Source organism: Pseudomonas sp. P7779, assembly GCF_013386315.1.
Taxonomy (GTDB): Bacteria; Pseudomonadota; Gammaproteobacteria; order Pseudomonadales; family Pseudomonadaceae; genus Aquipseudomonas.
The window spans coordinates 34,727-48,767 of record NZ_JACARZ010000052.1 but is presented as its reverse complement, the minus strand read 5'-3'; the positions used below and the strand labels follow the sequence as shown (position 1 = coordinate 48,767).

Below are 14,041 nucleotides of genomic sequence, written 5' to 3'. Positions count from 1 at the left end.
GCACAAAAAAGGGCGGCGTCCGGAAGGAGTTCCGCCCTGTACAGAATGAGAAATGCCGGCCAACCGCAAGGTTGACCGGCACTTTTGGGTGTTGCGTATTACGCCTGGGCTTGACCTTCAGCCAGGAAGAACCAAGTTTCCAGTACGGAATCGGGGTTCAGCGAGACGCTTTCGATGCCCTGCTCCATCAGCCACTTGGCCAGATCCGGGTGATCGGAAGGGCCTTGGCCGCAGATCCCGATGTACTTGCCGGCCTTGTTGCACGCCTGGATGGCGTTGGCCAGCAGCTTCTTGACCGCAGGGTTACGCTCGTCGAACAGGTGGGCGATGATCCCGGAGTCGCGGTCCAGGCCCAGGGTCAGCTGGGTCAGGTCGTTGGAACCGATGGAGAAGCCGTCGAAGAACTCCAGGAATTCTTCAGCCAGGATGGCATTGGATGGCAGCTCGCACATCATGATGACGCGCAGGCCGTTCTCGCCACGGGACAGGCCGTTTTCAGCCAGCAGGTCCACCACCTGGCTCGCTTCACCCAGGGTGCGCACGAACGGCACCATGATTTCGACGTTGGTCAGGCCCATCTCGTTGCGCACGCGCTTGAGGGCACGGCATTCCAGCTCGAAGCAGTCGCGGAAGGCTTCGCTGATGTAGCGCGAGGCGCCACGGAAGCCGAGCATCGGGTTTTCTTCTTCCGGCTCGTAAAGCTTGCCGCCGATCAGGTTGGCGTACTCGTTGGACTTGAAGTCCGACAGGCGCACGATGACCTTTTTCGGGTAGAACGCCGCTGCCAGGGTGCTGATGCCTTCCACCAGCTTCTCGACGTAGAAGCCCACCGGGTCGTTGTAGCCGGCGATGCGCTTGTCGACGCTTTCCTTGATGTCCGGCGGCAGGCCGTCGTAGTTCAGCAGGGCCTTGGGGTGCACACCGATCATGCGGTTGATGATGAACTCCAGGCGGGCCAGGCCCACACCGGCGTTCGGCAATTGCGCGAAATCGAAGGCGCGGTCCGGGTTGCCGACGTTCATCATGATCTTGAACGGCAGGTCGGGCATGGCGTCGATGGAGTTTTGCTTGATATCGAAGCCCAGCTCACCTTCGAAGATGAAGCCGGTGTCGCCTTCAGCGCAGGACACGGTTACGCCCTGGCCGTCTTTCAACAGTTGGGTGGCGTTACCGCAACCGACCACTGCCGGAATCCCCAGCTCGCGGGCGATGATCGCCGCGTGGCAGGTACGCCCGCCACGGTTGGTGACGATGGCGCTGGCGCGCTTCATCACCGGTTCCCAGTCCGGGTCGGTCATGTCGGAGACCAGCACGTCGCCTGGCTGGACCTTGTCCATCTCGGACACGTCCTTGATGATCCGCACCTTGCCGGCGCCGATGCGCTGGCCGATGGCACGGCCTTCCACCAGCACGGTGCCGGTTTCTTTCAACAGGTAGCGTTCCATGACGTTGGCCGAGGTGCGGCTCTTCACGGTCTCAGGGCGGGCCTGGACGATGTATAGCTTGCCGTCGTCGCCGTCCTTGGCCCATTCGATGTCCATCGGGCACTTGTAGTGCTTCTCGATGATCATCGCTTGTTTGGCCAGTTCGCTGACTTCGGCGTCGGTCAGGCAGAAACGCGCGCGTTCGGCCTTGTCGACATCAACGGTTTTCACCGAGCGACCGGCCTTGGCCTCGTCGCCGTAGATCATCTTGATCGCCTTGCTGCCCAGGTTGCGGCGCAGGATGGCCGGGCGGCCGGCTTCAAGGGTGTGTTTGTGGACGTAGAATTCGTCCGGGTTCACCGCGCCTTGTACGACGGTTTCGCCGAGGCCGTAGGCGCCGGTGATGAACACCACGTCGCGGAAGCCCGATTCGGTGTCCAGGGTGAACATCACGCCGGCGGTGCCGGTTTCCGAACGCACCATGCGCTGCACACCGGCAGACAGGGCCACCAGCTTGTGGTCGAAACCCTGGTGTACGCGGTAGGAAATAGCACGGTCGTTAAAGAGGGAGGCAAACACTTCCTTGGCTGCGCGGATCACGTTTTCCACGCCGCGGATGTTCAGGAAGGTTTCCTGCTGACCGGCAAAGGAGGCGTCCGGCAGGTCTTCGGCGGTGGCCGAGGAGCGCACGGCGACAGCCATGTCGGGGTTACCGGCCGACAGCGTGGCAAACGCGGTGCGGATCTCGGCGTTGAGCTTCTCGGGGAACTCGGCTTCCATGATCCATTGACGGATCTGGGCGCCAGTCTTGGCCAGGGCGTTGACGTCATCGACGTCCAGCGCATCGAGGGCGGCATGGATCTGATCGTTGAGGCCGCTCAACTCGAGGAAATCACGGTAAGCCTGGGCAGTGGTGGCAAAACCACCTGGCACCGATACACCGGCACCCGCAAGATTACTGATCATCTCGCCCAGGGATGCGTTCTTGCCCCCTACGTGCTCTACATCATGGACGCCGAGCTTATCGAGGGAAACTACGTACTCTACCAAGGTGATCTCTCCACTTTCTGTGTTGGAAAAGCTCAGGACGCCGGCGGCTCAGTAGGAGCGGTTACCGGCGTTTGTGGCCTGGACCTGGAAAATAAGTGAGAATGCGGCCCACTGCGGGACGGCAAAATCGCGCCTATCATATCCAAGATTCGTCATCAGCTTAAGGCCCAAGGCTCAAATGAAACGATCTGCTTTCTTTATCTCCGACGGCACCGGCATTACAGCCGAAACCCTGGGTCAAAGCCTGCTGGCGCAGTTCGAAAACATTACCTTCAGCAAATTCACGCGACCCTATATCGATAGCGTGGATAAAGCGCGAGCCATGGTACAACAAATCAATCTGGCGGCCGAAAAAGACGGATTTCGTCCGATCATTTTCGACACCATCGTCAATCAGGACATTCGTGAGATCCTCGCCACCTCCAATGGTTTCATGATCGACATCTTCTCTACCTTCCTGGCGCCGCTGGAACAAGAGTTAAGTGAACATTCGTCATACTCTGTCGGAAAATCTCACTCCATTGGCCATAACTCCAACTATATGGAGCGGATCGAGGCGGTGAACTTCGCCCTCGACAACGACGACGGCGCCCGCACCCACTACTACGACAAGGCTGATTTGATCCTGGTGGGCGTGTCCCGCTGCGGCAAGACGCCGACCTGCCTTTATATGGCCATGCAGTTCGGGATTCGCGCGGCCAACTACCCGCTGACCGAAGACGACATGGAGCACCTGACGCTGCCGAGCGCCCTGCGCGCGCACCAGCACAAGCTGTTCGGGCTGACCATCGACCCGGACCGCCTGACGGCGATTCGCAACGAGCGCAAGCCCAATAGCCGTTACTCCAGCTATGCGCAGTGCGAATTTGAAGTGCGGGAGGTGGAAAATCTGTTCCGCCGGGAAAATATTGCGCACATCAATTCCACGCATTTTTCGGTGGAAGAGATTTCGGCGAAGATTCTGGTGGAGAAAGGGGTGGAGCGGCGGTTCAAGTAACTCCGCGCCCTGGCCAAGGTGCTTGTGTGGCGAGGGAGCTTCTGTGGCGAGGGAGCTTGCTCCCGCTCGACTGCGCAGCAGTCGCAAACCAGACGACTGGTATTTAGTGAATGGCTTTGGGGCTGCTTCGCAGCCCAGCGGGAGCAAGCTCCCTCGCCACAGGGGTCATGTTCACAACAAGCTGTTGGGTTCACAGATGAAACCGCCCCCCGCCCTGCCCCAGCGCCGTCGCCAGCGCATCGAACCCATCCAGCAGCAACTGATCATCCCCCGACGTATTGCAGATGCTCGCCCGAATGAATTGCGGCACCGCCGTCTGCCCCACGGCAAACGCTTCGGCTGTCGCGATCAGGTAATTGTTCTGCTTTAACTCCGCCTCGATTTCCGACGCGCGCCATGGCTCCGGGACTTCGATCCAGAAGTGCGGGCTGTTCAGGTGAGTGCGGTACTCCAGCCCAATCAACAAACCTTCCACCAGTGCCTTGCGGCGGCTGATTTCCTGGATCTGCTGGTGCAACAGGTGTTCCGCCGTGCCGTTTTCGATCCACTGGGTCGCCAGTTCCAGGGTGACCGGCGTGGCCATCCAGCAGGTGGAACGCAAGGCCGCAGAAATCCGGCTGACCAGCGCCGGCGGTGCATGCACGTACCCAACGCGCAAGCCTGCCGATACCGCCTTGCTCAGGCTGCTGATCAGAATCGTACGCTCCGGGGCAAAATGACTCAGGGGCGGCGGACGGTCTTCCACCAGCACACCGTGGGCCTCGTCCTCGAGAATCAGCAGGTTGTGTTCCCGACAGACCTTCACCAATGCCTCACGGCGCGCGACCGATAGCACCGCTGTCGTAGGATTCTGGATGGTCGGCGTGCAGTACAACGCCGACACCCGGTGATTGCGGCAGACTTCATCCAGCGCCCCCGGCAGCAGCCCTTCTTCATCCATTTCCAGGCCGATCAGGCGGATGCCCAGCATGCGCGCGGCGGTGATCAGCCCCGGATAGGTCAACTGTTCGGTCACCACCGTATCGCCGGCTCGCAACAGCGCCATCATTGCGCAGAGCAACCCATGCTGGCCGCCGTTCACGCAAATCACCTGCTCGGGAATCGGGTGGAAATCCCGCTGCACCAACCACTGCGCACCCGCCGCCCGGTAACGCGGCAGCCCGGCATCCGGGGTGTAGGCACTGATGTCCTGCAAGAACTTCGCGTTGTTCGCCAGCGTCTGGAAGCTCTGGGCCAGGAACGTGGTCTCCTGCCCGGGGATGTGCATATTGCGGCTCATATCAAAGTATTGCCGCGGCTCGTCGCTGAAGTTGCGAAAGCCTTCATCCCGCTGGCGCTCCATCCCACGCTTGCGTACGAAGGTGCCGTCGCCGACCCGCGCAACTACCAGCCCCAGGCGTTCCAGCTCGCCGTAGGCGCGGCTGATGGTGCCAATGGTGACCCCCAGATTGTCGGAAAGCACCCGATGAGGCGGCAGTTTTCTTCCCGGTTCAATCAAGCCTTCAAGGATGCCTCGCTCCATGACATCGGACAGGCGCTTGTACTTCACGCCCTGCCCGTTGGAGAGTCCTTCTCGCATAATTGACACCATGTCAATATTTGTTTTGACAGCCATCATTCGCCCTAATAGTGTGCTTTTACGGGTTCAATCACCGAATCATGGCACTCAATATAGAGGTCAATTCGGTCTCATGGAAGCAATGTCACGATGCCAATGTCCGCCGTTCTCGAAAATGCTGAAAAAACAAAAACTCACAAGCAGTGGTTGGCCGGGCTGATTACCAGTGTGATGTTCCTGATCGTGTGTCTCAGCTGGGGCACTACCTGGCTGGGCATCAAGATCGCCGTGGAAAGCGTGCCACCGCTGACCTCCGCCGGGCTGCGGTTCCTGATCGCGTTTCCGCTGTTCCTGTGTTTCGCCTGGGTGCGCCGCGAGCCGATCCTGTTTCCCCGGGAAAGCCGCTGGTTCTTCGTGTTTGTGACGCTGTCCTACTTCAGCGTTCCGTATTACCTGCTCAACTACGGCGAAATGCATGTCTCGTCCGGCCTCACCGCACTGCTGTTCAGCTGCATGCCGGTATTTATCCTGATTTTCTCCGCGCTGTTCCTGCGCGAGCGCATCTACTTTTCCCAGGTGATCGGTATCGCCATCGGGTTCGGCAGCCTGTACATGATCATCAAGAGCCAGGGCCTGCACCTGGACCATGCCGAGTTCTTCGGCGTGCTGGCGATCCTCGCTGCGGCGATCATGCACGCCTTGTGCTACGTGATAACCAAGAAACAAGGCAGTGCCATCAGCGTGATCACCTACAACACCCTGCCCATCGGCATCGCCGGGTTGATGCTGTTTGTCGCCGGGCTGTGGTTTGAAACCCCGACCTTTGAAGACATCACCCTGCGTTCCTGGAGTGCGCTGTTCTACCTCGGGCTGGTGGCCTCGGTGGGCGGCTTTATCGTGTATTTCATGCTGCTCAAGCGCCTGAGCCCGATCATTTTGTCCTTCGTGTTCATCATCTTCCCGGTGTTCGCGGTGATCATCGGGGCCTGGTACGAGGGCGTGCAGATTTCCAGGGACCTGATGATGTATTCGGCGATCCTGCTGGCCGGCTTTGCCATCACCAAGCTGCCCATCGAAAAGCTCCTGGCGAAGAAAAACTGAGATGAAGGTCCTGAGCCCAAGCGCACTGGAGCAGATCTACGCCCACGCCGACCGCAGCTACCCCGAGGAATGCTGCGGCTTTGTTTTCGCCGATGGCAGCGTGTACCTGGGCAGCAACATCCAGAACGAGCTGCACCGCAAGAACCCCGAGATGTATCCACGCAGCGCCGCCAACGGCTACACCTTTTCGGTGGCCGACACGCTGATGATGAACAAGGCGTTTCGCGGTGATAACCCGGTGGTGGTGATCTACCACTCCCACCCTGACGTCGGCGCGTATTTCAGCGACGAAGACCAGGACAAGGCCCTCTTCATGGGCGAGCCGATCTACCCCGTAAGTTACCTGGTGGTGGATGTTCGCCAGGGCAAGACCCAAGGTTCCAAGCTGTTTGCCTGGGATGGCAAACGTTTCGCCCAAAACCCCTTCAACGACCTGCAAACGGAGTTGTGCATGAACGCTGTCTCTTTCCCCGACATCCTGGTCCGCGTGGCCAAGCTGCCAGCATCGACCCTCGAGGGTGCCGGATCGACATTGCGCGAAGTCATTGAAAACCTGTGCGATAACCATCCGAATTTACGTGCGCACCTGTTTCACGAAAATAACAACCAGATCAAGGAGCACTTCCTCTTTATCGCCGAAGAAGAGTTGATCAGCGCCGATGACAGGTTACCGGAAGAAGCCAAAATCGAAGTACTGCTGGCCACCTCCGGCGGCATGGACGTCGACCAACTGAGCAACGAAGAAGTGCAGCGCTACGTGCGCCACATCACCCTGCCCGGCGTCGGCCGCGAAGGCCAACTGAACCTGAAGAAAGCCAAGGTGCTGATCATCGGCACCGGCGGCCTCGGTTCGCCCATCAGCCTGTACCTGGCGGCAGCCGGCATCGGCACCCTGGGGCTGGTGGATTTCGACGTGGTGGAAAGCAGCAACCTGCAACGCCAGATCGTCCACGGCAACAGCACCCTGGGCCTGCCCAAGGTCGAGTCCGCCAAGCAGCGCTTGCAGGACCTCAACAGCCACATCCAGATCAACACCTACGACACCGCCTTCAACACCGACAACGCCCTGGAACTGGTGGGCGCCTATGACCTGGTGATCGACGGCACCGACAATTTCGAAACCCGCTACCTGGTCAACGACGCTTGCGTGCAGTTGGGCAAGCCGTTGGTGTACGGCGCCATCTACCGCTTCGACGGGCAGATCAGCGTGCTCAACTATAAAGGCGGGCCGTGCTATCGCTGCCTGTTTCCCCAGGCACCACCGGCGGAACTGGCGCCCAACTGCAGCGCCGGCGGGGTCATCGGCGTATTACCCGGGGTGGTCGGGATGATCCAGGCCACCGAGGCGATCAAGCTGCTGATCGGCATTGGCGAACCACTCTCGGGCCGGCTGATGCGCTTTGATGCGCTGGCGATGAAGTTCAGCGAGATCCGCTTCAAGCGCCGCGCCGACTGCCCTTGCTGCTCGGAACTGCGCCACAGCCAAACCATCGCCCCCGCCGTCTGCGCCGACGCCCTGCCAAGCCAACCTTCCCTGGCCGAAGAACGCTACATCAAGCCGCGGGTGCTCAAGCAACTGCTCGAGCAACACAGCAAGGCCGACGTACTGCTGGATGTGCGGGACGCCAGCGAGCTGGAAGTGTGCAAGTTGCCGGGGGTGGTGCACATCCCGCTGGCCGAGCTCGACGGGCAACTCGCCAACCTCAGCCGCGACAACACGCACTACCTCATCTGCTACGCCGGGACCCGCGCGGAGCAAGCCGCCAGCACCTTGCTGGCCGCCGGATTCGCCAACACCAAAGTACTGCAAGGTGGCATGAAACACTGGGTTCGCGACGTCGAACCCGACATGCCTTTGTACTGATCAGCGGCCATGGGCTCTTACTTGATGTTGCATAACTCGATACTCGACGCCATTGGCCAAACGCCCATCGTGCGCCTGGAACAGTTTTCCGAAGACCTCGGCATCGAGGTCTACGCCAAGCTGGAATCCCTCAACCCCGGCGGAAGCCACAAGGCACGCATCGCCCTGGGCATGATCCTCGACGCCGAGCGCCGGGGCATTCTGATTCGTGGCTCAGGGCAAACCATCATTGAGCCCAGCGGCGGCAACACCGGCATCGGCCTGGTGATGGCCGGTAACGTGCTGGGCTATAAAGTGGTGCTGGTGATCCCCGACAACTACAGCCCCGAGAAGCAGAAACTGCTGCGCCTGTACGGCGCCAGGGTGGTGCTGTCGGACAGCCGCCTGGGCAACAATTCCCACGGCGAAAAGTGCATGGAGCTGCAGCTGGAAAACCCCAGCTACGTGATGCTCAACCAGCAGCGCAACGGCGCCAACCCGCAGACCCACCGTGACACCACCGCCCGGGAAATCATCCGCGCCTTCGGCGAGCTGCGTGTGGACTACTTCGTCAGCGGCATCGGCACCGGGGGCCATATCACCGGCATCGGCGAAACCCTCAAGAGCACCTGGCCGGCGATCCGCGTGATGGGGGTGGAGCCGGAAGAGTGCGACCTGCTCAGCGACCGCCATGCGCCGCACCATATCCAGGGCCTGTCGATCGGCTTGATCCCGAGCATTCTCAACGTCGCGATCATTGACGGGATGCTCAAGGTTTCGCGCCAGGAATGCCTCGACATGATCAAACGCATCATGCGCACCGACGCCATCAGCCTCGGGCTGTCGTCGGCCGCCAACATGGTAGCCATCGCCAAGCTGGCGCCGGAGCTGCCCACCGACACCGTCGTGCTGACCATGGTCTACGACAGTGCCGACAGCTATCTGCCCTGTTTTGAATAACAACTATTGCGGGGGTGCCTCCATGGGGGGCTTTATCGACATGCAACAACTGCACGATGAGTTGCTCACCCACCTCATCACCACGCTCACGCCTGCGCAGTTGAAGCAGCTGGAGGCGCATCTCGCGCCGCTGATCCAGGCGGCGGCCCAGGCGGTGGCCGAAGACCTGATCGCCTATGCCTGGCGCGACCCGGCGTCCCGTGGGCGCGGAGAGCTGATCCTGGAGTCCTACGCCTCGTTCAAGGCCGTGCTGTATTACCGCCTGGCCCACCTGGTGTGGAATTTCCCGGACAAGAACAACGGCGTGTTTTCCGCCATCGCCCTGAAGCTGAGCAACCAGGGCAAGATCCTGTCCGGCGCCGAAATTCACCCCGCGGCGCGGATCGGCCGGCGCTTTGTGCTGGACCACGGTTACGGCACGGTCATCGGTGAAACCTGCGAGATCGGCAACGACTGCTACATCCTCTGCGGCGTGACCCTCGGCGCCCGGGGCATCGCCAACAACCCGGACGGCAAGCGCCACCCGCGGCTGGGCAACAACGTGGAAGTCGGCTCCGGCGCACGGGTGCTCGGTTACGTGCTGATCGGCGACAACGTGTTCATCAGCCCGTCCTGCGTGATCACCCAGGACGTGCCGGCCGGCACCAAGGTCAAGGTGGTCAACCAGATCCAGTTGCAGAAAAACGATGAGTCGGACCACAGCAATTACCTCGGCGCGTTTGCCCTCGACGAACGCCTGCACGTGGTGGGCGAAGTCAACGCCAGCCACAAGGTGACGGTATTGGACGCTGACTTTCATCCCCTGCCCGGCCTGCTGCTGGAGCCGACAGTCAAGGAACGTCATCACCTGCAATTCCGCCTGCGGCACATCGAAACCAACGCCTACCCGCCGCGCCTGCCGCTGAACCTGAAAGTGACCGGGCCCGAATTTGAAATCACCCTGCTATCTCCTCCTGGCTTGAGCGCGATGGTTCGTCGCCTGCTGCAAGCCAGCCCACTGATCGTCGGAGGTTGAACATGTCCGTGCACACCATGGAAACCCTCGCGCTGTTCGACAGCGCGCCTTACCAGAATGCCTTCAGTGCGCGGGTGATTGCCGTCAGCGAACAGGGAATCGCCCTGGAGCACACGCTGTTCTACCCCACCGGCGGCGGCCAACCGGGGGACACCGGTCATTTCATCCTGCCCGACGGCAGCCGCGTCGACATCACCGGCACCGTGCGTGACCCGGTGCTGCGCTCGATCATCTGGCACCAGGTAGAACACTGCCCCGAGCAACTGGCCGCCGGGATGCAGGTAGACGCCAGCCTGGACTGGGAACGTCGCTACCGGCACATGAAAATGCACACCTGCCTGCACCTCCTGTGCTCGATCATCGACGCTCCGGTGACCGGTTGCAGTATCGGCGCCGACAAGGGCCGCCTGGATTTCGACCTGCCGGAAATGACCCTCGACAAAGAGACCATCACCCGTGACCTCAATGCCTTGATCGAACAGGCTCATGGGGTGAAAACCCTGTCCATGCCCGCCTCGGAGTATTCAACCCTGCTGCAGATCACTCGCACCCAGGCGGTGGCGCCACCGGTCATCCAGGGGGCAGTTCGGGTGATTGAAATCGCCGGGATCGATATCCAGCCCTGCGGCGGCACCCATGTGACCAATACCGAGGAAATCGGCCGGGTGTTCTGCGAAAAAATCGAGAAGAAGAGCAAACACAATCGCAGGGTGATCCTGCGGTTTGAATAACCGCCGAGCGACGACCGGGGCGCCGACGCCCTAGTCGCCGTTCGTACAGGAAACTGACAGCAAATTTATGCGCTTGTAACATTCAGAAACGTACAATCCCGCCAGCAACGCCTCGTTGCCCCTGACTCGCGAAAACAGCGCCCGCCCTTCTCGGTGGGTCATTCGTGCAGCAGCTAAGCTCACTCCCATCACGCCCCTGAACCTGAACGCTGCAGGAATGACTGCCTATGAAAAGAGTGTTCCGTCACTACATCCCTGCATCCACATTGCGCTTGCTACCCAACCGCTGGGATTTGGTCGCCCTGCCCCTGGTGATCGGCTTTTTACTGTTTTTCTCCATCACTGCGCGGGAAACCTGGGCGCCTATCGCCACCCTGCAGAGTGAAGTGATCTCGCTGGACCCGGCCAACCTGCCGGAATACGCGATGCGCACCACGATGCGCATGCTGGCGGCGATGGTTGCAGCGCTGGTGTTCACCCTGTTGTACGGCACCCTGGCCGCCAAAAGCCGGCGCGCCGAGAAACTGCTGGTGCCCGTGCTCGACATCCTGCAATCAGTACCAGTGCTGGGTTACATCTCGTTCACAGTGACGTTCTTCCTGCTGCTGTTCCCCGGGCGTGTGCTCGGCGCGGAGTTCGCGGCCATCTTTGCGATTTTCACCAGCCAGGCCTGGAACATGACGTTCAGCTTCTACCAGTCGCTGCGCATGCTGCCCCATGACCTGGTGGAAGTGTCGACCAACCTGCGACTTTCCGGTTGGCAGCGGTTCTGGAAGCTCGACGTGCCCTTCGCCATGCCCGGGCTGGTGTGGAACATGATGATGAGCATGTCCGGCGGCTGGTTTTTCGTGGTCGCCTCCGAGGCCATTACCGTCGGCGACAAGACCATCACCTTGCCGGGCGTGGGCTCATACCTGGCCCTGGCGATTGCCCAGAAAGACCTGCACGCCGTGGGCTACGTGATCCTGGCGATGATTGTGGTCATCCTGATGTACGACCAGTTCCTGTTCCGCCCACTGGTGGCCTGGGCCGACAAGTTCCGCATGGAGACCACCGCCTCCCAGGGTGCCGCGCCGCAATCCTGGCTGCTGAACCTGATCCAGCGCACGCGCATCGTCCAGCGCATCCTGCGGCCTGTCACCCGCGCCATCAGCCGCATTGGCAACAAGCGCTTCAGCCTGGCGGGCGGTGCACTCAAGGCGCTGCCGGCAGAAACCCCGAAAGCGTCAAAAGTGATCGACTGGGTATGGGGCGCACTCATCGCGCTGCTGGCCGCTTATGCGCTGTACCACATCGTGCAGTACGTCGGCACCGAAGTGACCCTGGCCGAAGTCGGCCATGTATTCGTGCTAGGGCTGATCACGTTGTTGCGGGTGGTCGGCCTGATCCTGATCGCCTCGCTGATCTGGGTGCCGCTGGGCGTGATGATCGGCTTGCGCCCTGCGCTTGCGGAAAAAATCCAGCCGCTGGCGCAGTTCCTTGCGGCCTTCCCGGCGAACCTGCTGTTCCCGGTGTTCGTCATCGTGATCCTGCACTACAACCTCAACCCGGATATCTGGCTGAGCCCGCTGATTGTGCTGGGCACCCAGTGGTACATCCTGTTCAACGTGATCGCCGGAGCCAGCGCGTTCCCGAATGACTTCAAGGAAGCCGCCGCCAACTTCCGCATTCGCGGCTGGTTGTGGTGGCGCAAGGTGATGCTGCCGGGGATTTTCCCGTACTACGTCACCGGCGCCATTACCGCCTCGGGGGGTGCCTGGAACGCCAGTATTGTGTCCGAGTACGTGTCCTGGGGCCAGGACAACGTAGTCGCCCACGGGCTGGGCGCCTACATCGCCCAGACCACCGCGGCCGGCGACTTCCCGAAGATCGCCCTGGGCGTGGTGGTGATGTCGATCTTCGTGGTGGCGTTCAACCGCGCTGTGTGGCGGCCGATGTACGCCATGGCTGAAAACAAACTTCGTCTGAATTGATGGGACTCGCTGTGATGACTACCTATACCGAGCATGCCGCCGACACTCCGGAAATCTACTCGTTGAAAAACGTGAACCGGGTGTTCGGCAAAGGTAAAGACGAGCTGCAAGTCCTCAGCGGCGTGAACTTGAGCCTGCACGAAGGCGAGATTGTCGGCATGCTCGGCCGGTCCGGCTCGGGCAAGTCGACCTTGCTGCGCATCATCGCCGGGCTGATCCAGCCGTCGTCGGGCGAAGTGCGCTACAACGGCGCGCCGCTCACCGGCCCGGCCGAAGGCGTGGCCATGGTGTTCCAGACCTTCGCACTGTTCCCGTGGCTGACCGTGCTGGAAAACGTCGAGGCCGGCCTGCAAGCCTTGCAGGTCGAGCGCAAGGAGTCCCGCAGGCGCGCCCTGGCGGCCATCGACCTGATCGGCCTGGACGGCTTTGAAAACGCCTACCCGCGCGAACTGTCCGGCGGCATGCGCCAACGCGTGGGTTTCGCCCGTGGGCTGGTGGTGAACCCGACCCTGCTGCTGATGGACGAACCGTTCTCGGCGCTGGACGTGCTCACCGCTGAAACCCTGCGCACCGACTTGCTGGATCTGTGGAGCGGCAAGCAACTGCCGATCAAATCGATCCTGATCGTGACCCACAACATCGAAGAAGCGGTGCTGATGTGCGACCGCATCCTGGTGCTGTCGTCCAACCCTGGCCGGGTGGTGGCCGAGATAAAGGTGCCGTTTGCCCACCCGCGCAACCGCCTGGACCCGACCTTCCGGCAAATGGTCGACGACATCTATGCCCTGATGACCGACCGCCGCAGCGCTGACGCCAGCAGAGGTTTGCCTGAGCTGAAAATGGGCAGCCTGTTGCCGGAAGTCTCCACCAACCTGATGGCCGGCCTGATCGAAACCCTGGCCGCCGAGCCCTACAACGGCCACGCCGGCCTGCCGACCGTGGCCGAACGGCGTTTGCTGGAAGTCGACGATCTGTTCCCGGTGGCGGAGATGCTTGAGCATTTGGGCTTCGCCGAACTCAAGGGTGCCGATATCACCCTGACCGATGCCGGCAAACTGTTCGCCGACTACGGCACCCAGGAGCGTAAAACCCTGTTCGCCGAACACTTGATCCGCCACGTGCCATTGGCCGCGCGCATTCACCAGGTGTTGCTTGAGCGCAGCGGCCACCGGGCGCCACGGGTGCGCTTCGAGCAGGAACTGGAAGACTCGATGACGGAAGCCTTTGTGGAGAAAACCCTGGAAAGCGTGGTGGCCTGGGGGCGGTATGCGGAGATCTTCTCCTATGACGACCATACCGAGACGTTCAGCCTGGATGATGTGGAAGGCAGCATGTAGGTTTAATGTGGGAGCGGGCTTGCTCGCGAATGCGGAGTGTCAGCCAATGCAT

The 14,041-nt window shown here is 61.1% G+C and carries 10 protein-coding genes; 8 read left to right on the top strand and 2 right to left on the bottom strand.

The features are described 5' to 3' along the window. Positions 1-98 precede the first annotated feature (98 nt). On the bottom strand, positions 99-2,474 hold the full coding sequence (gene ppsA / locus HX869_RS16330) for a phosphoenolpyruvate synthase (RefSeq protein WP_003215003.1): 2,376 nt from the start codon (positions 2,472-2,474) through the stop codon (positions 99-101). A 178-nt stretch (positions 2,475-2,652) separates the two neighbouring features. Between ppsA and HX869_RS16325 the strand changes: the two genes are divergently transcribed. Continuing rightward, a complete protein-coding gene (locus HX869_RS16325; RefSeq protein ID WP_003215001.1) occupies positions 2,653-3,471 on the top strand; it encodes a pyruvate, water dikinase regulatory protein in 819 nt (272 codons plus the stop codon). A gap of 190 nt (positions 3,472-3,661) precedes the next feature. On the opposite strand, the gene HX869_RS16320 is transcribed toward HX869_RS16325, so the two are convergent. Continuing rightward, positions 3,662-5,086, bottom strand: a complete 1,425-nt coding sequence (locus HX869_RS16320; protein WP_032899027.1) for a PLP-dependent aminotransferase family protein — start codon at positions 5,084-5,086, stop codon at positions 3,662-3,664. 150 nt (positions 5,087-5,236) lie between these two features. Between HX869_RS16320 and HX869_RS16315 the strand changes: the two genes are divergently transcribed. From HX869_RS16315 to HX869_RS16285, 7 genes are all read left to right on the top strand, one after another. Then, positions 5,237-6,130 (top strand): DMT family transporter, encoded by an 894-nt coding sequence (locus HX869_RS16315; protein ID WP_166742189.1) that lies wholly within the window; start codon positions 5,237-5,239, stop codon positions 6,128-6,130. A gap of 1 nt (position 6,131) precedes the next feature. Then, a complete protein-coding gene (moeB, locus tag HX869_RS16310) occupies positions 6,132-7,994 on the top strand; it encodes a molybdopterin-synthase adenylyltransferase MoeB (protein ID WP_178903342.1) in 1,863 nt (620 codons plus the stop codon). Between the two features lie 24 nt (positions 7,995-8,018). After that, on the top strand, positions 8,019-8,933 hold the full coding sequence (locus HX869_RS16305; protein WP_043225528.1) for a PLP-dependent cysteine synthase family protein: 915 nt from the start codon (positions 8,019-8,021) through the stop codon (positions 8,931-8,933). A gap of 22 nt (positions 8,934-8,955) precedes the next feature. Then, a complete protein-coding gene (locus HX869_RS16300) occupies positions 8,956-9,948 on the top strand; it encodes a serine O-acetyltransferase (RefSeq protein ID WP_003214992.1) in 993 nt (330 codons plus the stop codon). 2 nt (positions 9,949-9,950) lie between these two features. Further along, positions 9,951-10,679 carry an alanyl-tRNA editing protein gene (locus HX869_RS16295; protein WP_177027950.1) on the top strand — a complete coding sequence of 243 codons (729 nt, stop codon included), beginning with the start codon at positions 9,951-9,953 and terminating at the stop codon, positions 10,677-10,679. A gap of 227 nt (positions 10,680-10,906) precedes the next feature. Next, a complete protein-coding gene (locus tag HX869_RS16290) occupies positions 10,907-12,652 on the top strand; it encodes an ABC transporter permease subunit (RefSeq protein WP_178903341.1) in 1,746 nt (581 codons plus the stop codon). A gap of 14 nt (positions 12,653-12,666) precedes the next feature. Beyond that, positions 12,667-13,989 carry an AAA-associated domain-containing protein gene (locus HX869_RS16285; protein WP_008432668.1) on the top strand — a complete coding sequence of 441 codons (1,323 nt, stop codon included), beginning with the start codon at positions 12,667-12,669 and terminating at the stop codon, positions 13,987-13,989. Positions 13,990-14,041: the final 52 nt, after the last annotated feature.

What these genes read in the sequence shown, in the direction of transcription:
- HX869_RS16285 (WP_008432668.1), top strand. Translation starts at nt 12,667, where the DNA reads ATGACTACCTATACCGAGCATGCCGCCGACACTCCGGAAATCTACTCG.
- HX869_RS16305 (WP_043225528.1), top strand. Translation starts at nt 8,019, where the DNA reads ATGTTGCATAACTCGATACTCGACGCCATTGGCCAAACGCCCATCGTG.
- HX869_RS16325 (WP_003215001.1), top strand. Translation starts at nt 2,653, where the DNA reads ATGAAACGATCTGCTTTCTTTATCTCCGACGGCACCGGCATTACAGCC.
- HX869_RS16300 (WP_003214992.1), top strand. Translation starts at nt 8,956, where the DNA reads ATGGGGGGCTTTATCGACATGCAACAACTGCACGATGAGTTGCTCACC.
- HX869_RS16290 (WP_178903341.1), top strand. Translation starts at nt 10,907, where the DNA reads ATGAAAAGAGTGTTCCGTCACTACATCCCTGCATCCACATTGCGCTTG.
- HX869_RS16320 (WP_032899027.1), bottom strand. Translation starts at nt 5,086, where the DNA reads ATGGCTGTCAAAACAAATATTGACATGGTGTCAATTATGCGAGAAGGA.
- moeB (WP_178903342.1), top strand. Translation starts at nt 6,132, where the DNA reads ATGAAGGTCCTGAGCCCAAGCGCACTGGAGCAGATCTACGCCCACGCC.
- HX869_RS16295 (WP_177027950.1), top strand. Translation starts at nt 9,951, where the DNA reads ATGTCCGTGCACACCATGGAAACCCTCGCGCTGTTCGACAGCGCGCCT.